The organism is Mesorhizobium sp. C372A (assembly GCF_030323245.1).
Lineage (GTDB): Bacteria > Pseudomonadota > Alphaproteobacteria > Rhizobiales > Rhizobiaceae > Mesorhizobium.
Window position 1 is genome coordinate 2,930,853 of sequence record NZ_CP100475.1, and the last position, 21,051, is coordinate 2,951,903.

15 protein-coding genes are annotated in these 21,051 nt (G+C 64.1%); 13 read left to right on the plus strand and 2 right to left on the minus strand.

Features of this window, described 5'->3' with window-relative positions; all coding sequences use genetic code 11:
- Nucleotides 1-14 precede the first annotated feature (14 nt).
- From NLY42_RS13955 to NLY42_RS13975, 5 genes are all read left to right on the plus strand, one after another.
- On the plus strand, nucleotides 15-1,049 hold the full coding sequence (locus NLY42_RS13955) for an ABC transporter substrate-binding protein (RefSeq protein WP_023671767.1): 1,035 nt from the start codon (nucleotides 15-17) through the stop codon (nucleotides 1,047-1,049).
- A gap of 62 nt (nucleotides 1,050-1,111) precedes the next feature.
- On the plus strand, nucleotides 1,112-2,308 hold the full coding sequence (locus NLY42_RS13960; protein WP_023754993.1) for a serine hydrolase domain-containing protein: 1,197 nt from the start codon (nucleotides 1,112-1,114) through the stop codon (nucleotides 2,306-2,308).
- 33 nt (nucleotides 2,309-2,341) lie between these two features.
- Entirely contained in the window at nucleotides 2,342-3,523 is a 1,182-nt protein-coding gene (locus NLY42_RS13965; protein ID WP_023754992.1) for a serine hydrolase domain-containing protein, read from the plus strand.
- A 114-nt stretch (nucleotides 3,524-3,637) separates the two neighbouring features.
- Entirely contained in the window at nucleotides 3,638-5,959 is a 2,322-nt protein-coding gene (locus tag NLY42_RS13970) for a Tex family protein (RefSeq protein WP_023754991.1), read from the plus strand.
- Nucleotides 5,960-6,024: 65 nt separating this feature from the next.
- Nucleotides 6,025-6,207 carry a hypothetical protein gene (locus NLY42_RS13975; RefSeq protein ID WP_023671771.1) on the plus strand — a complete coding sequence of 61 codons (183 nt, stop codon included), beginning with the start codon at nucleotides 6,025-6,027 and terminating at the stop codon, nucleotides 6,205-6,207.
- A gap of 11 nt (nucleotides 6,208-6,218) precedes the next feature.
- On the opposite strand, the gene NLY42_RS13980 is transcribed toward NLY42_RS13975, so the two are convergent.
- The gene (locus NLY42_RS13980) at nucleotides 6,219-7,130 is read right to left on the minus strand and encodes a LysR family transcriptional regulator (RefSeq protein ID WP_023754990.1); all 912 of its coding nucleotides are present in this window, start codon (nucleotides 7,128-7,130) and stop codon (nucleotides 6,219-6,221) included.
- Between the two features lie 106 nt (nucleotides 7,131-7,236).
- Here NLY42_RS13980 and NLY42_RS13985 point away from each other — a divergent pair, with 106 nt between their 5' ends.
- The 8 genes from NLY42_RS13985 to amaB all read left to right on the plus strand — a co-directional run bounded on the left by NLY42_RS13985 (nucleotide 7,237) and on the right by amaB (nucleotide 19,924).
- Complete coding sequence (locus NLY42_RS13985) at nucleotides 7,237-8,433, plus strand: acyl-CoA dehydrogenase (RefSeq protein ID WP_023754989.1); 1,197 nt, start codon at nucleotides 7,237-7,239, stop codon at nucleotides 8,431-8,433.
- A gap of 250 nt (nucleotides 8,434-8,683) precedes the next feature.
- On the plus strand, nucleotides 8,684-12,043 hold the full coding sequence (locus NLY42_RS13990) for a transglutaminase family protein (RefSeq protein ID WP_023754988.1): 3,360 nt from the start codon (nucleotides 8,684-8,686) through the stop codon (nucleotides 12,041-12,043).
- A 6-nt stretch (nucleotides 12,044-12,049) separates the two neighbouring features.
- On the plus strand, nucleotides 12,050-14,461 hold the full coding sequence (locus tag NLY42_RS13995; protein ID WP_023754987.1) for a circularly permuted type 2 ATP-grasp protein: 2,412 nt from the start codon (nucleotides 12,050-12,052) through the stop codon (nucleotides 14,459-14,461).
- A 1-nt stretch (nucleotide 14,462) separates the two neighbouring features.
- A complete protein-coding gene (locus NLY42_RS14000; protein ID WP_023754986.1) occupies nucleotides 14,463-15,347 on the plus strand; it encodes a transglutaminase family protein in 885 nt (294 codons plus the stop codon).
- Nucleotides 15,348-15,405: 58 nt separating this feature from the next.
- Nucleotides 15,406-16,506: a DNA topoisomerase IB gene (locus NLY42_RS14005; RefSeq protein WP_023686314.1), complete on the plus strand. Its 1,101-nt coding sequence runs from the start codon at nucleotides 15,406-15,408 to the stop codon at nucleotides 16,504-16,506.
- 82 nt (nucleotides 16,507-16,588) lie between these two features.
- The gene (locus NLY42_RS14010; RefSeq protein WP_023671781.1) at nucleotides 16,589-16,963 is read left to right on the plus strand and encodes a YciI family protein; all 375 of its coding nucleotides are present in this window, start codon (nucleotides 16,589-16,591) and stop codon (nucleotides 16,961-16,963) included.
- Entirely contained in the window at nucleotides 16,960-18,234 is a 1,275-nt protein-coding gene (locus tag NLY42_RS14015) for an RNA polymerase sigma factor (protein ID WP_023707663.1), read from the plus strand. Before NLY42_RS14010 ends, NLY42_RS14015 begins: the two co-directional genes overlap by 4 nt.
- Nucleotides 18,235-18,409: 175 nt before the next feature.
- Nucleotides 18,410-19,924 carry an L-piperidine-6-carboxylate dehydrogenase gene (gene amaB, locus NLY42_RS14020; protein WP_023754985.1) on the plus strand — a complete coding sequence of 505 codons (1,515 nt, stop codon included), beginning with the start codon at nucleotides 18,410-18,412 and terminating at the stop codon, nucleotides 19,922-19,924.
- A gap of 207 nt (nucleotides 19,925-20,131) precedes the next feature.
- Here the strand turns inward: amaB and NLY42_RS14025 are convergent, their stop codons facing one another.
- On the minus strand, nucleotides 20,132-21,001 hold the full coding sequence (locus tag NLY42_RS14025; RefSeq protein ID WP_023754984.1) for a hypothetical protein: 870 nt from the start codon (nucleotides 20,999-21,001) through the stop codon (nucleotides 20,132-20,134).
- Nucleotides 21,002-21,051: the final 50 nt, after the last annotated feature.

The window sequence follows — 21,051 nt, forward strand, 5'->3', positions numbered from 1 at the left end:
TGGGAGCTAAAACCATGAACTGGAAAACAACGACAGCCGCCATCGGGTTGGCGCTGCTCGCAACGACGAGCCTGGCCCGCGCCGATGGCGAGCTGAACATTTACAATTGGGGCAACTATACCAGCCCCGATGTGATCAAAAAGTTCGAAGCCAAATACAACGTCAAGGTGACGATCACCGATTACGATTCCAACGATACGGCGCTCGCCAAGGTACGCCAGGGCGGCACCGGCTTCGACATCGCCGTTCCGTCGCAAACCTACGTGCCGATCTGGATCAAGGAGGGCCTCGTGCAGGAGACCGATCCGGGCAAGATGGAGAACTTCAAGAACGTGGCGCCGGAATGGGCCAATCCAGACTTCGACCCCGGCCGCAAATATTCCGTGCCGTGGGCGCTGGGCACCGTCGGCGTCGTCGTCAACACCGATGCCTACAAGGGACCAGCCGACAGCTGGGGCATCATCTTCAACACGCCGGACGAGCTGAAGGGCAAGACCAATGTCGTTCCCGAGATGAATGACGTTATCTTCGCGGCGATCAAATATGTCGGCGGCCAGCAGTGCACCGACGACAAGACGGTGCTGAAGAAGGTGCGCGACACGCTTGTCGCGGCCAAGCCGAACTGGATCGCCATGGAATACAACACCATCGAAAAGATGGGCGCCGGCGACTTCAAGGCGACCAGCGACTGGAACGGTTCGGCGCTGCGTCAGCGGCTGGCCAATCCGGCCATCCATTACAATTATCCGAAGGAAGGCTACGGCCTGTGGAGCGATAACGTCGTCGTTCTCAAGGAAGCCAAAAATGTCGAGAACGCCAAGCTGTTCCAGAACTTCATCATGGATCCGGAAAACGCGGCCGGCCTCTCGGCCTTCCATCGCTACGCAAACGCCATTACCGGCTCGGACAAGTACATGCCGGCCGATATGAAGGATGCCCCGGAAGTCGTCATTCCGGAGGCTGCGAAGGCACAAGGCGAATTCCAGAAGATGTGCGCGCCTGAGATCCAGGACATCTACACCAAGATCTGGACCGAACTGCAGAAATAACCGCAGTCTGACAGACCCGGCGGCATGCGCCGCCGGGTCTTTTCTTTTCCGGAATGGCTTTCATGGACTCCTATCGCAACAGCGATCCGCGGCCGTCGATCATGCAGGGCTCGCCGCCTCAAATGGTGCTGCCGAAGCTCGACTGGGACCGGCCGCCATGGAATCGCTGGGCCTTCCAACACATCCGCGAATTCCTGCCGACCATCGAGGTCTGGCGCGGTAACGGCCATCGCCATCGTCTTGAGCGCGCAGAGACCGATCTCGACGCGCTGCCGGTGGAAGACAGCAAGGGCCGTCCGACGACGCTCGTTGGCCTGCTCGACGAGACCTACACGGACGGCTTCCTGGTGCTCAAAGACGGCAAGGTCGCCTATGAGCGCTATTTCAACGGCATGGCCGAGCGCACGCTGCATCTGTCGCAGTCGATGGCGAAGTCGGTAACAGGCACCGTGTTCGGTATTCTGGTTGGGCGCGGCTTGATCGACCCGGCCAAACCGGTGACCGCCTATCTGCCGGAGCTCGGCGCGACCGGCTGGGACGGCGCCAGCGTGCAGCATGTGCTCGATATGACCACCGGCGTGCGCTTTTCCGAGGAATACACCGACCGTTACTCCGACATCGGCCAGGTTGATGTCGCCACGGGCTGGAAGCCGGTGCCGCCGGACAGCGATCCGGATTTCCAATGGCCGCCGCATCTGTTCGAGTTGATCCTGCAGCTGAAGGACAAGGTGCGGCCGCATGGCGCCGCGTTCGAGTACCGCTCGATCGAGACCGACGTGCTTGCCTTCATCATGGAGCGGGTCACCGGTAAACGGCTGGCGCAGCTGGTGTCCGAGGAGCTGTGGCAAAAGCTCGGCGCCGACGAAAGCGCTTGCTTCACGGTCGACAGCGCCGGCTATGCGCTGGCCGATGGCGGCTTCAACGCGACGCTGCGCGATTACGCCCGCTTCGGCCAGCTGATCCTCGACAAGGGCCGCGGCATCGTGCCGGCCGACTGGGTCGAGGCGACGCGCAACGGCAGGCATGGGCCGGACTTCAATCCGAGCCTGCCCGAAGGCAGCTATCGCAACCAGTTCTGGATCGAAGACCCGCGCTCACGCGCGCTGATGTGCCGGGGCGTGTTCGGGCAGATGATCCATATCGACTGGGACACCGGCATGGTCGTGGTCAAGCTTTCAAGCTATCCGGATTTCAGCAATGTCGCCTATTCGGTGGCAACGCTGAAGGCGGTGCACGCCATCGCCAAGGCGCTTGGTTGACCCACAACAAATCATCCCTCCGAGGAAACGTTCATGACTGGCAAGACTGCGTTCGAGATCCGCTACGGCTTTGCCCGCAATGAGGTGCTGCTCTCCAACTGGCGCGAAAACCCCTTCAACCGCTGGTCATTCCAGAACCTTGGCGAACTGGTGCCGACCGCTCCCGTGGCGGCGACGCCGGGAAGCGTCGAAGCGCCGGTGCGGGACCTGAGCGGCCTGCTCGGCGAAAAGGTTTCGATCGCCAGCGCCCCGGAAACGGTGGCCGAATTCCTCACACGTTCGACCAGCGACGCGCTGACGGTGATGAAGGCTGGCAAGGTCATCGGCGACTGGTTCGCGCCCAATATGGATTTCGGCGCCCGTCACATCATCTTTTCGATCAGCAAATCGGTCACCGCGATCATCGCCGGAATACTGGAAGGCGAGGGCGTGTTCGACCCGGAAGCGCCGGTGACCCAGTACATTCCGGAAGCCGTCGGTTCGGCCTATGCCGATGCAAGCTGCCGGCATGTGCTCGACATGAGCGTCAGCCTCGACTTCGAGGAGGCCTATCTCGATCCCGAAAGCGCCTTTGCCCGTTACCGTCGCGCCACCCTGTGGAACCCGGGCGGCGGCACTGAAAGCTTGCGCGAATTCATTCTGACCTTGCAGCGGCTCGAAGAACCGCACGGCAAAACCTTCCGCTACCGTTCGCCCAATTCCGATCTGCTCGGCCTGCTGCTCGAACGAGCTTCCGGCCAGCGCTTCCCGGACCTGATGCGCGAGAAACTGTGGCTACCGCTGGGTGCTGTCAGCGAGGCTTCGATCGGCGTCGACATGGAAGGTACGGCGCGCACCGCCGGCGGCATTTCGGTGACGCCGCGCGACCTGGCGCGTATCGGCGAGATGATGCGGCAGGGCGGCACGGCCAATGGCCGGCGCATCGTGCCGGAAGGCTGGGTGCGCGATACGACCGTTGCCGGCGGCAGCGCGGAGGCCTGGCAGCGCGGCACGATGGTGCATCTGTTCCCGAAGGGCCGCTATCGCAACAAGTGGTACCAAACGGGTGCGGCAAACGGTGCTTTCTGCGGCATCGGCATCCACGGCCAATGGCTCTACGTCGATCCGAAGATGGAAGTGGTGATTGCAAAAATGGGGTCGCAGCCGGTGCCTGAAGATTATCCGCTCGAACGCGAGATCGTTGCCTTTTTCGAGGCGCTGAGCGGGATGGTCTGAGGACGAGCCAAAGCAAGGCGCTTTCCTGTGGACCTCTTTGACGCTTGAGAACACTGCGGTTGGCGTGACGGACATCAGCGCCTATGGTCGCCGCTCTTTGCGACAGGGACCAGCATGGCAGCAGACAGCAAACGCATCGCATCCATCATCGCGGCAGAGATCGGGGCGCGGCCGGAGCAGGCATCAGCAGCTATAGGGCTGCTCGATGAGGGCGCGACGGTGCCGTTCGTGGCGCGCTACCGCAAGGAGGTCACCGGCGGGCTCGACGACACCCAATTGCGCGACCTTGCCGAGCGATTGGCCTATCTGCGCGAACTCGATGCGCGCCGCGACACCATTCTCGGTTCGATCCGCGAGCAGGGCAAGCTGACCGAGGAACTAGAGGCCAAAATTGTGGCTGCCGCCACTAAGGCTGAACTGGAAGACATCTACCTGCCCTACAAGCCCAAGCGCCGCACCAAGGCCGAGATCGCCCGGGAGCGCGGGCTGGGGCCATTGGCGGAGGCTATTTTGGCCAACCGGTCGTTGGTGCCCGCCGAGGCGGCGCTGGCTTATGTGACCGAGGATGTGACCGACGCCAAGGCCGCACTGGAAGGCGCACGCGACATCCTGTCGGAACAGTTTGCGGAAAATGCCGATCTGGTCGGCAAGCTTCGCACCTACATGAAGGAGCGCGCTTTCATGCGTGCCCGTGTCGTCGACGGTAAGCAGGAGGCCGGGGCGAAATTCTCCGACTATTTCGAGCATGTCGAGCGTTGGGCAAATGTTCCGAGCCACCGCGCGCTGGCCATGCTGCGCGGCCGCAACGAAGAGGTGTTGTCGCTCGACATCGAGGTCGATGCCGACGATGCCTCGCCGGTGAAGCCGGTCGAGCGGATGATCGCCAATGCCTACGCCATCGGCGGCAGCCTGCCGGGCGACCGCTGGCTGATGGAAGTGGCCGGCTGGACCTGGCGGATCAAGCTTTCGCTGCACCTGAAGCTCGATTTGATGCGCGACCTGCGCGAGCGTGCGGAGGAAGAGGCGATCCATGTCTTTGCACGCAACCTCAAGGATTTGCTTCTGGCAGCACCCGCCGGCTCGCGGCCGACCATGGGACTCGATCCCGGCATCCGCACCGGCGTCAAGGTCGCTGTCGTGGATGGCACCGGCAAGGTGCTGGCGACGACGACCGTCTATCCATTTCCGCCGCGGAACGATGTGCGCGGCACACAGGCCCAGCTCGCAGCACTCATCCGCCAGCATAAGGTCGAGCTGATTTCGATCGGCAACGGCACCGGCAGCCGCGAGACTGAAAAGCTGGTCGCCGACATGCTGTCCGACATGCCTTCGGATGGTGGGCCAAAGCCGCTCAAGGTGATCGTCAGCGAGGCCGGCGCCTCGGTCTATTCGGCCTCGGCGACAGCGGCGGCTGAGTTTCCCGGGCTCGACGTGTCGCTGCGCGGTGCGGTGTCGATCGCCAGGCGCCTGCAGGACCCGCTCGCCGAACTGGTCAAGATCGAGCCGAAATCGATCGGCGTTGGCCAGTACCAGCATGATGTCGACCAGTACCGGCTTGGCCGCTCGCTGGAGGCGGTGGTGGAGGACGCGGTGAATGCTGTCGGCGTCGATCTCAACACCGCCTCGGCGCCGCTTTTGGCCCGCGTGTCAGGCCTAGGCGCGTCGCTTGCCGATGCCATTGTCGCGCATCGCGATGCGACCGGGCCGTTCGCCAGCCGCAAGGAACTGCTCAAGGTGGCGCGGCTTGGACCGCGCGCGTTCGAACAATCCGCAGGCTTCCTGCGCATTGCCAATGGCAGCGAGCCGCTCGACGCCTCGTCGGTCCATCCGGAAGCCTATGGCGTGGCCAAGAAGATCGTCGCTGCCTGCGGCCGCGATGTGCGCTCGCTGATGGGCGACAGCGCAGCGCTCAAGGCGCTCGATCCGCGAGTCTTCGTCGACGAACGCTTCGGCCTGCCGACGGTGCGCGACATCATTGCCGAGCTGGAAAAGCCCGGCCGCGACCCGCGCCCCGGCTTCAAGACGGCGACCTTTGCCGACGGCGTCGACGATATCAAGGATCTGAAGCCCGGCATGCTTCTCGAAGGCACCGTCACCAATGTCGCGGCCTTCGGCGCTTTCGTCGATATCGGCGTGCACCAGGACGGGCTGGTGCATGTCTCGCAACTGGCCGATCGTTTCATCAAGGACGCGCATGAGGTGGTGAAGGCGGGCGATGTGGTGAAGGTGCGGGTCGTCGATGTCGACATCAAGCGCAAGCGCATCGCGCTGTCCATGCGCAAGGACGGCGGCGAGGGCGGGACGCCGAAGGGGCCGCGCGACAATGGCGGCGGCAAGCCGGCGCAACCTTCGCCGATGCCGCAGCGTCAGCCGGAAGGACCGGCACAGCGAGGCGCGTTTGGCGCTGCACTGGCCGATGCCTTGAAGCGGAAGTAGCCTCGAATGGTTCCTTGCAATCGCTAGAGCGTTATCTACCATCCTTGTGTGGAGATACGCGCGATATGGCAAGTTTCGAGAAAGTGAGTGTCCAAGAGTTGGGGCGTCTTTGGGACGAGGGCATGGCGAGTGGCAGTTCGGTCGATGGAGACCAGGCTTTCGCCCGGATCAAAAGCAAGCTCGATGCGAAAGTTGCCGAACGCAAGTCGCAAAAACGCTGCGCTTCCAGCCGGAAACCGAGCCGATGAAGCGGAAGTAGCTACCAGGCCAGAACGGCCGGTTCCTTCTCAACCTGGCCCAGCAGCCAGTCGCGAAAGCTGACGACGGGCGGGTGGCCGCGCTTGTCGTTCGGGACGACGAGGTAGTAGGCGCTGCGGCTTTGCATCGGCTGTCCCGGCGCCGGCACGAGCTGACCGCGCTGCAATTCGCCGGCGATAAGAACTTGCGGCAGGAGCGCGACGCCAAGCCCCGCCATGCAGGCTTGGGCAACGGTGCCGAATTGCTCGAACTGCATGCCGGGTCCGATCGGTGCGCTCAAGCCCTGTTCCTCGAACCATTCGCCCCAGGCCCCGGGACGCGTCGCCATGTGCAGCAGCGGCAGGCGGCTGATCTCGGCCGCCGTGGTGATATCGCGGCTGGCAAGGAAGTCTGGCGAGACCACCGGCATCACGGTTTCGCGCATCAACAATGTGGAATCTGCGTCCGGCCAGTCCGGCTGGCCATGATGGATGGCGGCGTCGAGCCGCTCGCGGGCGAAGTCGAAGCGGCCTATGCGGGTGACGAAGTTGATGGTGATGTCAGGGTTCTCTGCGACGAAATCCGGGATCAGCGGCATCAGCCAGCGCGTGCCGAAGGTCGGCAGTATGGCGAGGTTCAGCATGCCGCTATGCCGATTGCTCATCAATCCGAGCGCGGCGTCGCGCAATTGCCCGAGTGCCGCCCGCACGGCTTCGGCATAGATTTCGCCCGCCGTGGACAGCCGAACATTGCGGCTGTCGCGCTCGAACAGCCGGCGGCCGAACTGTTCCTCCAGAAGTGCTATCTGGCGGCTGACGGCCCCTTGGGTCAAATCGAGTTCCTGGGCGGCAGCGGTGAAGGAGCTAAGGCGGGCCACGGCCTCGAAGGCGGCAAGGGCGCTGGTGCTGGGTAAAAGCCGGCGTTGGACGTTCATGATCCATTACTAAACCTCATTGACCTGTGATGCAATTTTGTTTGATTTTTCCGAAGCGAAGGCGGATAAGCCCGAGCACTTCAAGATTTTGGGAGAGAGCGAAGCCATGGCCGCCGACAAGAACGCGTTCGTTTGGGAAGACCCCTTCCTGATCGAGAACCAGCTTTCCGAGGATGAGCGCATGGTGCGCGATGGCGCGGCCGCCTTTGCCGCCGACAAGCTCGCGCCGCGCATCGAGGAGGCCTATCTCGAGGAAAAGACCGATGCCGGCATCTTTCGCGAGATGGGCGAGGCCGGCCTGCTCGGCATCACCATCCCTGAGGAATATGGCGGGCTCGGCGCCAATTACGTCACCTACGGGTTGGTGGCGCGCGAGGTCGAGCGGGTCGATTCCGGCTACCGGTCGATGATGTCGGTGCAATCGTCGCTGGTGATGTACCCCATCCATGCCTATGGCACGGAAGAGCAGCGCAAGAGATACCTGCCGAAGCTGGCTTCGGGCGAATGGATCGGCTGTTTCGGCCTGACCGAGCCGGATGCGGGTTCCGATCCCGGCGGTATGAAGACGCGGGCCGAGAAGACCGCGAACGGCTACAGGATTTCCGGCTCGAAAATGTGGATATCCAACGCGCCGATCGCCGACGTGTTCGTGGTCTGGGCGAAGCTGAAGGGCGACAACGGCAAGGACGAAATCCGCGGTTTCGTGCTGGAGAAGGGCATGAAGGGGCTGTCGGCGCCGAAGATCGGCGGCAAGCTCAGCCTTAGGGCCTCGATCACCGGCGAGGTGGTGATGGAAGGCGTCGAAGTCGGCGAAGACGCGCTGCTGCCCAACGCCAGGGGCCTCGGCGGCCCATTCGGCTGCCTCAACCGGGCCCGCTACGGCATTTCCTGGGGCGCGATGGGCGCCGCCGAGGATTGCTGGCACCGGGCCCGGCAGTATGGACTCGACCGCAAGCAGTTCGGCAAGCCGCTCGCCGGCACGCAGTTGTTCCAGAAAAAGCTCGCCGACATGCAGATCGAGATTGCGCTCGGCTTGCAGGGCTCGCTGCGCGTCGGGCGGCTGATGGATGAAGGCAAGATGGCACCGGAGATGATCTCGATCGTCAAGCGCAACAATTGCGGCAAGGCGCTCGACATCGCCCGCCAGGCCCGCGACATGCATGGCGGCAACGGCATCCAGATCGGCTACCACGTCATGCGCCACGCGCAGAACCTGGAGACGGTCAACACCTATGAAGGTACGCATGACGTGCATGCGCTGATCCTTGGCAGGGCTCAGACGGGGATACAGGCGTTTTTCTAAAGCTGTGCCGATGTTCAGGTGAGGCCGGCCTGCAAATGGCCGATGCCTGCGCTTCCGGTGCTCGCGTACGAAAAGTACGCTCTGCTCCGGTTCTCGGTATCAGCCATTTTCGACTCGGCCTGACCTGAATCTCGACACAGCGTAGCCGGCTTCGGGTGCTTAATTTAGGTGCAGCGCAACATCTCTGCTTGGAGAATGGCCAATAGATGTGTCAGGGTTCGGCTGAAGAAACGCCGATCTCCGGGGCCCCATGGCAATACTGGCAGCCGTCTACCACCTGACCCATTACAAATATGACCGGCCGGTGGTTCTCGGGCCCCAGGTCATCAGGCTGCAGCCGGCACCGCATTCCCGCACCAAGGTGCTCAGCCATTCACTGAAGGTCGGGCCGGCGAACCACTTCGTCAATCTGCAGCAGGACCCCTACGGCAATTTCCTCGCCCGCTTCGTCTTCCCGGAACCGGTGACGGAATTGAAGATCGAGGTCGACCTCGTCGCCGACATGACGGTCTACAATCCGTTCGATTTCTTCGTCGAACCATCGGCCGAGACCTTCCCGTTCGAGTACCCCGAACACATCAGGGACGATCTCGCCATCTACCGCACGCCGGAGCCGGCGGGGCCGCTGCTGTCTGCTTTCCTCGCAAACATCGACCGTAGCGCCACCAACACCGTCAACTTCGTCGTCGACCTCAATGCGCGGCTGCAGCGCGAAATCGCCTATATCGTGCGGATGGAAACCGGCGTGTTCTCGCCGGAGGAAACGCTGGCCGCGAAAAAGGGATCGTGCCGGGATTCGAGCTGGCTGCTGGTGCAAATCCTCAGGAATCTCGGCATCGCCGCTCGTTTCGTCTCCGGCTATCTGATCCAGCTGAAGCCCGATCTGGTCGCGCTCGATGGCCCAGCCGGGACCGCCGTAGACTTCACCGACCTGCACGCCTGGTGCGAGGTCTATCTGCCGGGCGCCGGCTGGATCGGCTTCGATCCGACGTCCGGCCTGCTCACCGGCGAAAGCCATGTGCCGCTGGCGGCCACGCCGCATTTCCGCAACGCCGCACCCATTTCCGGCATGGCGAGCTTCGCCAATGTCGAATTCGGCTTCGACATGCGTGTCGACCGCATCGCCGAACATCCGCGCATCACCAAGCCATTCTCGGACGAAAGCTGGCAGGCGCTGGATGCGCTGGGCAACAAGGTCGACGCCGCACTTCAAGCGGGCGACGTCAGGCTGACCATGGGCGGCGAGCCGACCTTTGTCTCCATCGACGATTTCGAGTCCGCCGAGTGGAACACCGCCGCCGTCGGCCCGACCAAGCGCGAAAAGGCCGATGCGCTGATCCGCAAATTGCGCGAACGCTTCGCGCCGGGCGGCTTCCTCCACTACGGCCAGGGCAAATGGTATCCGGGCGAGAGCCTGCCGCGTTGGACCTTCTCGCTGTATTGGCGCACCGACGGCCAGCCGGTGTGGAGCGATCCGTCGCTGATCGCACACGAAAAGAGCGATGCGGAGGTCGGGCCGCAGCAAGCCGAAAGCTTGCTGACGGCAATCGCCGGCGAACTCGGCATCGACAAGGCGATGGTCAGCGAGGCCTATGAGGACCCGGCCGAATGGCTGCTGAAGGAAGGCAAGCTGCCCGACAATGTCGATCCGTCCAACTCCAAGCTGGAAGACCCCGAAGAGCGCAGCCGCATGGCGAAAGTGTTCGAGCGCGGGCTGACCAAGCCGTCCGGCTACGTGCTGCCGGTGCAGCGCTGGAACAGCCAGGCTTCGGACCCGCGCTGGCGCTCGGAGAAGTGGAAGACACGGCGCGGGCGGCTGTTCCTGGTGCCGGGCGATTCCCCTGTCGGTTACCGCCTGCCGCTGGGCACGCTGCCCTATGTGCCGCCGGCGCAGTTCCCCTATATCGTGCCGGTCGATCCGTCGCTGCCGCGTGGACCGCTGCCGGCGCGGGAAGCCATACTGCCAGAACCGGCTCCGGCCGAACTGGAAGGCGCCGACGAGATGGCGCGGCGCCAGCAGGCGGTATCGTTCACTGCGACGACCGGTCAGCAAGACCGGGTCGAGCAGGAGATCACCGAGATCGGCGGCGCGGTGCGTACAGCACTTTCGGTCGAGCCGCGCGACGGCAGGCTGTGCGTCTTCATGCCGCCGGTCGAGGCGCTGGAAGACTATCTGGAGCTCGTCGCAGCCGCAGAAAACGCGGCCAAGGCGATCGGCCTTCCCGTGCATATCGAAGGCTATGGACCGCCGCACGATCCGCGCCTCAACGTCATCAGGGTGGCACCCGATCCCGGCGTCATCGAGGTCAACATCCATCCGGCTGCCAACTGGCAGGACTGCGTGGCGACGACGACGGCGATCTACGAGGAAGCACGGCAGACACGGCTTGGCGCCGACAAGTTCATGATCGATGGCCGCCACACCGGTACCGGCGGCGGCAACCATGTCGTCGTCGGCGGCGCAACGCCCAATGACAGCCCGTTCCTGCGCCGGCCCGATCTGTTGAAGAGCCTGGTGCTACAATGGCAGCGGCGCCCGTCGCTGTCCTATCTATTCTCCGGCCTGTTCATCGGCCCGACCAGCCAGGCGCCGCGCTTCGACGAGGCGCGGCATGACTCGCTTTACGAACTCGAGATCGCGATGGCGCAGGTGCCGCATCCCGACCAGGGCAACGCACCGCTGCCTTGGCTGGTCGACCGACTGTTCCGAAATCTGTTGACTGACGTCACCGGCAATACGCACCGCTCGGAAATCTGCATCGACAAGCTGTTTTCGCCCGATGGCCCGACCGGCCGGCTTGGGCTTGTCGAGTTCCGCGGTTTCGAGATGCCGCCCAATGCGCGCATGTCGCTGGCGCAGCAATTGCTGGTGCGCGCCATCATCGCCCGTGCGTGGAAGAACCCGCTTGATGGCCGCTTCGTGCGCTGGGGCACCTCGCTCCATGACCGTTTCATGCTGCCGCACTATGTCTGGGCGGATTTCCTCGACGTGCTCGACGACCTCAAGCTCAACGGGTTCGAATTCCGGCCGGAATGGTTCGATGCTCAGCTGGAGTTCCGCTTTCCGTTCTGCGGCGAAGTCCAGCATGCCGGCATCAAGCTGGAACTGCGGCAGGCGCTGGAGCCGTGGCATGTGATGGGTGAGCAAGGCGCCATCGGCGGCACCGTGCGCTTCGTCGATTCCTCGGTCGAACGGCTGCAGGTCAGGACCGAAGGCCTCAACCCGGAACGTCATGCCATTGTCTGCAATGGCCGAATCGTGCCGATGAAGGTCACCGACAATCGCGAGGTCGCGGTGGCCGGTGTGCGCTTCAAGGCCTGGCAGCCTTCGTCGGGCCTGCATCCGGCGCTGCCGGTCAACACGCCTTTGGTCTTCGACATTTACGACCGTTGGTCGGGGCGGGCGGTGGGCGGCTGCGTCTACCATGTCGCGCATCCAGGTGGGCGCAGCTACGACACGTTCCCGGTCAACGGCAATGAGGCCGAGGCGCGGCGTCTCGCCCGCTTCGAGCCTCGCGGCCATACGCCGTCGGCCTATGTGCTGCGCAATGAAGAAGCCTCTGAAGACTTCCCCATGACCCTTGACCTCAGGCGGCCAGCAAGACTCTGATCAGCGATGGCAAAGGGGAATCAGAAAAAGGTCCGCGGCAAGCCGCTGAGGCACAGTCTGCTGGAGCACTACCAGCCGATTGACGGCGTCGTCGACGAGATGGTCGATGCTTCGGGCCATCCGCGTCCGGCCTGGGCGCCCTTCATCGAGGCGCTGGAGGAGCTGGGCCCGGAAAAGCTCGGCCAGCGCTTTGCCCGCGCCGACCAGTATCTGCGCGACGCCGGGGTTTATTACCGCGTCTATGACAAGGCCGGCGCCAATGAGCGCGAATGGCCGCTGGCGCATATCCCGCTGCTGATCGAAGACAAGGAATGGGCCGGGATCAGCGCCGGTCTCGTCCAGCGCGCCGACCTTTTCGAGGAGATAGTCGCTGATATCTATGGCCCGAACCGGCTGATCGAGAAGGGAATCTTGCCGGCAGGCCTGATTGCGGCGAGCCCCGAATTTTTGCGCCCCGTCGTCGGCACCATGCCGGCCAGCGGTCATTTCCTGCATTTTTGCGCCTTCGAGCTTGGCCGTGGGCCGGATGGAAGCTGGTGGGTGCTGGGCGACCGCACGCAGGCGCCGTCGGGCGCCGGCTTTGCGCTGGAAAACCGCGTCGCCACGACGCGGGCTTTGTCCGACATCTATGGCGAGATGCATGTGCATCGCCTGGCCGGTTTCTTCCGTCGCTTTCGCGATGCTCTGATCGGCATGGCGAAGGAGAATGACGGCCGCGTCGCCATTCTGACGCCGGGGCCGCTCAACGAGACGTATTACGAGCACGCCTATATCGCCCGCTATCTCGGCATCATGCTGCTCGAGGGCGAGGATCTGACCGTCGCCGGCGGCAAGCTTATGGTGCGCACGGTTTCGGGGCTGATGCCGATCAGCGTGCTGTGGCGGCGGCTCGATGCCGCCTTCGCCGATCCGCTGGAACTGCGGCCAGACTCGCATATCGGCACCCCGGGGCTGGTCGAGGCGACCCGCCGCGGCACGGTTTCGACGGTCAATGCGCTGGGTTCGGGCTTGATGGAAACCCGGGCGCTGCTCGCCTTCCTGCCGAAGATTTCGCGCGCATTGCGCGGCGAAGAACTTCTGTTGCCAAGCGTCGCCACCTGGTGGTGCGGGCAAGCAACCGAACGGGCCCATGTGCTTGCCAATATCGATCGCATGGTGATCGGTCCGGCGCTGTCGACGCGGCTGGCCTTCGAGGATGACGGCCAGACCAGGCTCGGTTCGGCACTGACGCCGGAGGAACGCATCGCGCTGATCGCGCGCATCGAGAGCGATGGCAGCGGTTTCGTCGGCCAGGAAGCGGTGACGCTGTCGACGACGCCGGTCTATGTCGGCGGCTGGCTGGAACCGCGACCGGCAAGCCTGCGCGTTTATCTCGCGCGCACGCCCGATGGCTGGACGGTAATGCCGGGCGGTTTCGCCCGTGTCGGCCTTTCGCTCGACCCGACGGCCATCGCCATGCAGCGCGGCGGCCAGGCGGCCGACGTCTGGGTGGTCAGCGACCGGTCGGTCGAGCGCGAGACGCTGCTGCCGCAGGAGCATGACAGCTTTGTCCGCACCATGCCGGGCAGCCTGCCCAGCCGCGCGGCGGAAAACCTGACCTGGCTCGGCCGCTATATCGAGCGCTCGGAGGATACGGTTCGCATCCTGCGCGCCTATCATGTGCGGCTGGCCGAGACGTCCGATCCTGACATGCTGCTGCTCGCCGATATAAGGGACTATCTCGAACCCTTCGGCGTCGATCTCGAAGCGGCCATTCCGCCCGGATTGATCGGCACGCTGGACAGCGCCGTCTACAGCGCCGGACAGATCCGCGACCGCTTTTCGCCCGATGGCTGGCTGGCGCTGAAGGACCTGTCGAAGACCATTCATCAGTTCGCCACCACGGTGGCGCCGGGTGACGACGCGACACGGGCGATGACGGTCATGCTGCGCAAGCTCGCCGGCTTTTCCGGCCTGTTGCACGAGAATATGTACCGTTTCACCGGCTGGCGTTTCCTCGAGATCGGCCGGCGGATCGAGCGCGGCATCCAGATCGCCCGTACGCTAGCCCGACTGACAAGGTCTGGTGCGCCGGACGGCTCGCTCGACATGATGCTGGAGATCGGTGACAGCGTCATGACCCACCGCCGGCAATATCCGGTGCGGGCCGGACGGCGCACGGTGATCGACCTCTTGGCGCTCGACCCACTCAACCCGCGCTCGATCCTGTTCCAGCTCGAACGGCTGAAGGCGGAGATCGGCCTGTTGCCATCGGTTGGGCCGGAGGGGCATATGTCGGTCGCGGCCAAGGAAATCCTGCAGCTCAACACGGCAATTGCCGTCATGGAGCCATCGGAGATGTCGGCGGAGGTGCTGGACGATCTCGCAACTGAGATCGGCAACCTCTATAGCAGCCTGGCTAAAGCGTATTTCGGTTAACATGCTGTACGATATCAGGCTTCATCTCAGCTACGATTATGACGCCGCGGCCGGTGGCAGCCGGCATCAGGTGCGTGTATTGCCGCCGACCATTGCCGGCGTGCAGCGCGTGATCGCGGCCTCGCTTTCGTTTGTGCCGGCCCCATCGGAGCGCACGGATTTTGCCGATTTCTTCGGCAACAATGTCACCGCGATCGCCTTTCGCGACGTCCATGACGGGCTCGACATCAGAATGAGCGCGCGCGTGTCGGTGTCACGGCCGGAGCCTGGGCTCGACGTGTCGCCCGATCTGCAGCGCCTGCGGGAAGAACTCGGCGCCGTACGGTCACTGGCGCCGGATGCACCGCATCACTTTCTCGCCGCCAGCGATCATGCCGGCATCGATGCGGCGATCACCGCCTATGCCCGCGACAGCGCCGGCGGCTCGACGGTCGGCATGGCCATCGATCTGTGCAACCGCATCCACCGCGACTTCACCTATGACGGGGAAGCGACCACGGTGCGTACCGGGGCCAGCGATGCCTTCCGTTTGAAGCGGGGCGTGTGCCAGGACTTCTCCCACATCATGATCGCCGGCCTGCGCGGGCTAGGTATTCCTGCGGGTTATGTCAGCGGCTTCCTGCGCACCATTCCCCCGAAAGGGAAGCCGCGGCTCGAAGGCGCCGATGCCATGCATGCCTGGGTCAAGGTGTGGTGTGGGCGCGATGCCGGCTGGCAGGAATTCGACCCGACCAATGGCATGCGGGCCAGCAACGACCACATCACCGTTGGCTATGGCCGCGACTATTCCGACGTGGCTCCGATCGTCGGCGTGCTGAAAACCACCGGCGGCCAGGTCGGCGACCAGGCCGTCGACGTCATCCCGGTCGCGCTCGAAAAAGCTTGAGCGCGGAACCAGCAGTCGGCCTGGCGCTTATCTACGAGAAAAATCTCGTGGAGCGGGCATGCTGGACAAATCTGGGACGCCATCCGGCCGGTCGGCTGCCGGACAGGGGGACGATGGAGCGCCGAAGAACGGCGCGCAGACCGCTGCCGAACAGGCCTCGCTCACCTATATCAGCGACAGCGAGCCGGGGATCCGGCGCCTGAAGGCGGGCGAAGGCTTTTCCTACAAGGGCGCGAAAGGACAGGCCGTCGGCGCGGCAGCCATTGCCCGCATCAAGGCGCTGGCCATTCCGCCGGCATGGACGGATGTGTGGATCTCGCCCGATCCCGCCGGCCACATCCAGGCGACCGGCCGCGACCAGCGCGGGCGCAAACAGTACCGCTACCATCCGCTGTGGGCCGCCGAGCGCGACGGCGCCAAATACTCCAGCCTTGTCGCCTTTGCCGAAAGCCTGCCGGAACTGCGCCGCCGGATCGATGCCGATCTGCGCCGCCGTGGCCTGCCGGCCGAGCGCGTCGTGGCGGCAATTGTCTGGCTGCTCGACAACACGATGATCCGAGTCGGCAATGCCGCCTATGCCCGCGACAACAAGAGCTTTGGGCTGACGACGCTACGCGACCGCCACGTCGACATCAAGGGATCCAGCCTGCGCTTTGCCTTCAAGGGCAAGTCCGGCAAGGAATGGAAGTTGAAGCTGGTCGACCGCCGCATCGCCCGGGTCGTGCGCGGCGCGCAGGATATTCCGGGGCAGCAACTGTTCCAATATCTCGACGAGGACGGCGAGAGGCATGGAGTGCGCTCCGACGATGTCAACCGCTATATCCGCGACGCGATCGGCGCCAATTTCAGCTCCAAGCATTTCCGCACCTGGGGCGGCACCATCCATGCCGCGTCGCTGTTTGCGCGGACGGAGCTTCCCGAAAGCCAGGCGCAGACCAAGCGTGTGATGAACGCGGTCATCGACAAGGTGGCCGAGCGGCTCGGCAACACACGCGCCGTCTGCCGCAAATGCTACATCCATCCACAGGTTTTCGAAGCCTGGGTGGAAGGGCGGCTGCTTAGCGAAATGACCGAGGCCAACAAGCGCAAGCGAGCGATCGACGGTCTCGATGATGAAGAGGCTCTTGTGCTGAGATGGTTGAAGGCAAGCGAAGGCTGACAAAAATGGCGTAACTTTTTTGTCGACGCCATGTCGGCACAGGCCCTACTGTTTCGTCCTTTGAGACAGAAAAGGACGTCCCATGCTCTACGCTATCCTCTGCTATGCCTCCGAAGATGTCGTCTCCTCCTGGAGCAAGGCACAGGATGACGAGGTCATGGCAAAGCTCATGCATGTGCAGGAAAAATATGCTCAAGCCGGCCGGCTTGGGCCGGTGGCGCGGCTTTTGCCCACCACCGCCGCGACGACGCTGCGCAAGGTCAAGGGCGAATCGGTCGTCATCGACGGCCCGTTTGCCGAGACCAAGGAACAGTTCCTCGGCTTCTACACGCTGGAATGCGCCGATCTCGACGAAGCCGTCGACTTCGCGCGCGAGCTTTCCGAGGTCAATCCCAGCGGCGGATCCTATGAGATCCGACCGGTTTCCGTCTTCAACCCAACCAGAGTAGCCACATGACAGACCTCGCCTGGATAAGCTCGGCGATCAGCGCTGCCCGCCCGCAGGCTATGGGTGCGCTGCTGCGCTATTTCCGCAATCTCGATACGGCGGAGGAAGCTTTCCAGGACGCGTGCCTGAGGGCACTCAAGAACTGGCCGCAGAACGGGCCGCCGCGCGATCCTGCGGCCTGGCTGATCTTTGTCGGCCGCAACACCGGCATCGACGCGGTGCGCAAGCGCGCCAAGCAGGCGCCGATGCCGGAAGAGGACCAGATCTCGGACCTGGAAGATGCCGAGAGCGATATCGCCGAACGGCTGGACGGCGCGCACTACCGCGATGACATATTGCGGCTCTTGTTCATCTGCTGCCATCCGGATCTGCCGCCTACGCAGCAGATCGCGGTGGCGCTGCGCATCGTCTCCGGTCTCACCGTCAAGCAGATCGCGCGTGCGTTCCTGGTCGGCGAAAGCGCCATGGAACAGCGCATCACGCGCGCCAAGGCGCGCATCGCCGATGCCGGCGTGCCGTTCGAGACGCCCGGCGCGGTCGAGCGCTCGGAGCGGCTCGCCGCCGTTGCCGCCATGGTCTATCTGATCTTCAACGAAGGTTATTCCACCAACAGCGGCGAGGCGCCGGCGCGTGCGCCGCTTTGCGAGGAGGCGATCCGGCTGGCGCGCCTGTTGCTGCGGCTGTTCCAGACCGAACCGGAGATCATGGGCCTGACGGCATTGCTTTTGCTGCAGCATGCGCGCGCGCCGGCCCGCTTCGACGAGAATGGCGAGATCGTGCTGCTCGACGACCAGGACCGCTCGCTGTGGAGCCGCAAGATGATCGACGAAGGCCTGGCGCTGGTCGACAAGGCCCTGCGCCACCAGAAGCCCGGACCCTACCAGGTGCAGGCGGCGATCGCCGCCCTTCATGCGCGGGCGGCAACCCCCGAGGAGACCGACTGGACCGAGATCGACCTGCTCTACAGCCTGCTGGAGGCGATGCAACCTTCGCCGGTGGTGACGCTGAACCGCGCGGTTGCGGTCGCCAAGGTGCGCGGGCCGGAAGCTGCCCTTGCCATGATCGAGCCGCTTGGCGAGAGGCTGTCCGGCTATTTCCACTTCTTCGGCCTCAAGGGCGGTCTGTTGATGCAGCTCGGCCGTGGCGAAGAGGCGCGTGTCGCCTTCGATCGCGCCATTGCGTTGGCCAACACGGCAGCGGAAGCCGCCCATATCCGCATGCATATCGACCGGCTGATGCGAGACGGAGCCGTGAAGGCGCCGGCGAAGACAGCGCACTAAGCCTGTTCCTCCTCTGGCTCAATCGTGCAATCTCGGCTTGGACCATGCCGGGGTGGCGATTTTCCCCTGAAACGAGTAATGGCACGCCATGACAGCGCCTGCGGCATGCGGGCGATAATGGCGCCAAGGCTCGACCGCCGCCCTATGATGGCGAGCGGATCTGAAAGGGACAAAAATGACGATAGCGAAGGAAACGGCCGAACTTCTGGCGAAACTGGGTGTGGCCAAGGACGCGCTGACCGGCGGCGACCTCGTCGTGCGCAGTCCGGTGACGGGTGAACAGATCGCGGCGCTGAAGACGATTTCGCCGGCCGATGCGGCCAAGACCATCGATGCCGCGCACACGGCGTTCCAGGCCTGGCGGATGGTGCCGGGTCCCCGGCGCGGCGAACTGGTGCGGCTGCTCGGCGAGGAGTTGCGCGCGCACAAAACCGAGCTCGGCCGGCTGGTGTCGATCGAGGTCGGCAAGATCCCGTCGGAAGGCCTCGGCGAAGTCCAGGAAATGATCGACATCTGCGATTTCGCCGTCGGCCTTTCCCGCCAGCTCTACGGTCTAACCATCGCCACCGAGCGTCCGGGACATCGCATGATGGAGACCTGGCATCCGCTCGGCGTCATCGGCGTCATTTCGGCCTTCAACTTCCCGGTCGCGGTGTGGTCGTGGAACGCGGCGCTCGCGCTGGTCTGCGGCGACGCCGTGGTGTGGAAGCCCTCGGAAAAGACGCCGCTGACGGCGCTCGCCTGCGAGGCGATTTTTGCCGGCGCGGTCAAGCGCTTCGGCGCAGATGCGCCGCAGGGCCTGGCACCGGTGCTGATTGGCGACCGCTCCGTCGGCGAGATCCTGGTCGACCACCCGAAGGTGGCGCTGGTTTCGGCCACCGGCTCGACCCGCATGGGCCGGGATGTCGGCCCGCGTCTGGCCAAGCGCTTTGCCCGCGCCGTGCTCGAACTCGGCGGCAACAATGCCGGCATCGTCTGCCCGACCGCCGATCTCGACATGGCGCTGCGCGCCATCGCCTTTGGCGCCATGGGCACCGCCGGCCAGCGCTGCACGACGCTGCGGCGCCTGTTCGTGCATGACAGCGTCTATGACGCGCTGCTGCCGCGGCTGAAGAAGGCCTATGAGAGCGTCTCGGTCGGCAATCCGCTGGAGACGTCTTCGCTCGTCGGGCCGCTGATCGACAAGGCGGCCTTCGACGCCATGCAGAAGGCGCTCAAGGAAGCCACCGCTCACGGCGGCAAGCTGACCGGCGGTTCGCGGGTCGAGAATGGCCATCCCGATGCCTATTACGTGCATCCGGCGCTGGTCGAAATGCCGAAGCAGGTGGCTCCCGTCACCGAAGAAACCTTCGCGCCGATCCTCTACGTGATGAAATATTCCGATTTCGATGCCGTGCTCGACGAGCACAATGCGGTCGGCGCCGGACTGTCGTCGTCGATCTTCACCCGCGACCTGCAGGAATCCGAGCGCTTCCTCGGCGTCGATGGTTCGGATTGCGGCATCGCCAACGTCAACATCGGCACGTCGGGCGCCGAGATCGGCGGCGCGTTCGGCGGCGAGAAGGAAACCGGCGGCGGCCGCGAGAGCGGCTCCGATGCCTGGAAGGCCTATATGCGCCGCGCCACCAACACGGTGAACTATTCCAAGGCGCTGCCGCTGGCGCAGGGCGTGTCATTCGACATCGATTGAGATGCTGCGCCCGGCTTTTGACCAGTTGATCCACCCGAACCCGTCGGGCGGATCGCTGCCGCTCGCGCGGATCGTTCCGCTTTCAGGCTTCGCCCCCGCTGTCCAGATGTCCGTATCCCGACGGCGGAAAGGCCACCTCGGCCATGCGCCCGGACGGGTCCTCGCGGTCGGCACGACCGGCTGCGCAACAGCGTCTGCGCCGAACGTTCAGCCAGCGTGCGGCGACGCCGGTCGGCAGGCCTCGAACGCGGCATCGATAACGGCAAGCTTGGCGGCCTGCACGGTCATGTATTCCTGGTAGAAGCTGTTCGAGACCCACATTACCGAATGCCCGCGCTTGCCCATCCAGCCGACGCTGCCGAGCTTTTCGGCGTCGCGCAATTTGCGCGCAAGATGGGTGCGCGAGAGTTTTAGCCAACTGGCGAATTCGCCGATCGAAACCACGCTGGTCGGGATCCGGTCGAGGCCGGCATTGTCGGGATCGATGCCGGACATCAGCCAATCCATGACGATGCCGCCATTGTTGAGCCAGATGAACAGCGAAAACGTCTGCTTGGGCTCACGCACAGGGTTGGAGGAGAGCAAGCCTTCCGCCACCAGCGGCTGCAGCCTGGCAATCATGCCGTGCTGCTCGAGAAACGCGGCGAGGCGGTTGCCGCTGTCGAGACCGTCGAGCGTGCGCAGATGCGCAACCACCCAGCCGTCGAATTCCTTCAGCGTCGCTGCCGTCACCTGAAAGGGATGGGCTCGTCCATCACCGGTGTGCGGCAGGTATTCGATGATGTGATAGTATAGCATCTCCTTGATGAAGGCTTCGGCCGTGTTGCGGCTAGCGACGGAATAGTGAAGCACGGCATCGATGAAGCGGGCCAGTGTCAGTTCCGTGCGGGGATCGCGCGGGTCGCGGGCGAAATGCAGGGCTAGGCCGGTGTGAGCCAGCAACCAGCGCTGTTGCGTGGCGAACACGGCGGCCAGGCGTGGGCTCGTTTCATAGATATGCAGCAACGCCTTCGACTGCGCCTCGACATGACGGTGCAGCGCCGGATGGCCGGCAATATATTCGAAATTCAGCGCCATCCTCCTCGTCCTCCGGCCAGCCCCCCGGCAGCGAAGACGTGCAATCACAT

Coding starts and splice junctions, on each gene's coding strand:
- NLY42_RS13955 (WP_023671767.1), top strand. CDS start 15: ATGAACTGGAAAACAACGACAGCCGCCATCGGGTTGGCGCTGCTCGCA.
- NLY42_RS13960 (WP_023754993.1), top strand. CDS start 1,112: ATGGACTCCTATCGCAACAGCGATCCGCGGCCGTCGATCATGCAGGGC.
- NLY42_RS13965 (WP_023754992.1), top strand. CDS start 2,342: ATGACTGGCAAGACTGCGTTCGAGATCCGCTACGGCTTTGCCCGCAAT.
- NLY42_RS13970 (WP_023754991.1), top strand. CDS start 3,638: ATGGCAGCAGACAGCAAACGCATCGCATCCATCATCGCGGCAGAGATC.
- NLY42_RS13975 (WP_023671771.1), top strand. CDS start 6,025: ATGGCAAGTTTCGAGAAAGTGAGTGTCCAAGAGTTGGGGCGTCTTTGG.
- NLY42_RS13980 (WP_023754990.1), bottom strand. CDS start 7,130: ATGAACGTCCAACGCCGGCTTTTACCCAGCACCAGCGCCCTTGCCGCC.
- NLY42_RS13985 (WP_023754989.1), top strand. CDS start 7,237: ATGGCCGCCGACAAGAACGCGTTCGTTTGGGAAGACCCCTTCCTGATC.
- NLY42_RS13990 (WP_023754988.1), top strand. CDS start 8,684: ATGGCAATACTGGCAGCCGTCTACCACCTGACCCATTACAAATATGAC.
- NLY42_RS13995 (WP_023754987.1), top strand. CDS start 12,050: ATGGCAAAGGGGAATCAGAAAAAGGTCCGCGGCAAGCCGCTGAGGCAC.
- NLY42_RS14000 (WP_023754986.1), top strand. CDS start 14,463: ATGCTGTACGATATCAGGCTTCATCTCAGCTACGATTATGACGCCGCG.
- NLY42_RS14005 (WP_023686314.1), top strand. CDS start 15,406: ATGCTGGACAAATCTGGGACGCCATCCGGCCGGTCGGCTGCCGGACAG.
- NLY42_RS14010 (WP_023671781.1), top strand. CDS start 16,589: ATGCTCTACGCTATCCTCTGCTATGCCTCCGAAGATGTCGTCTCCTCC.
- NLY42_RS14015 (WP_023707663.1), top strand. CDS start 16,960: ATGACAGACCTCGCCTGGATAAGCTCGGCGATCAGCGCTGCCCGCCCG.
- amaB (WP_023754985.1), top strand. CDS start 18,410: ATGACGATAGCGAAGGAAACGGCCGAACTTCTGGCGAAACTGGGTGTG.
- NLY42_RS14025 (WP_023754984.1), bottom strand. CDS start 21,001: ATGGCGCTGAATTTCGAATATATTGCCGGCCATCCGGCGCTGCACCGT.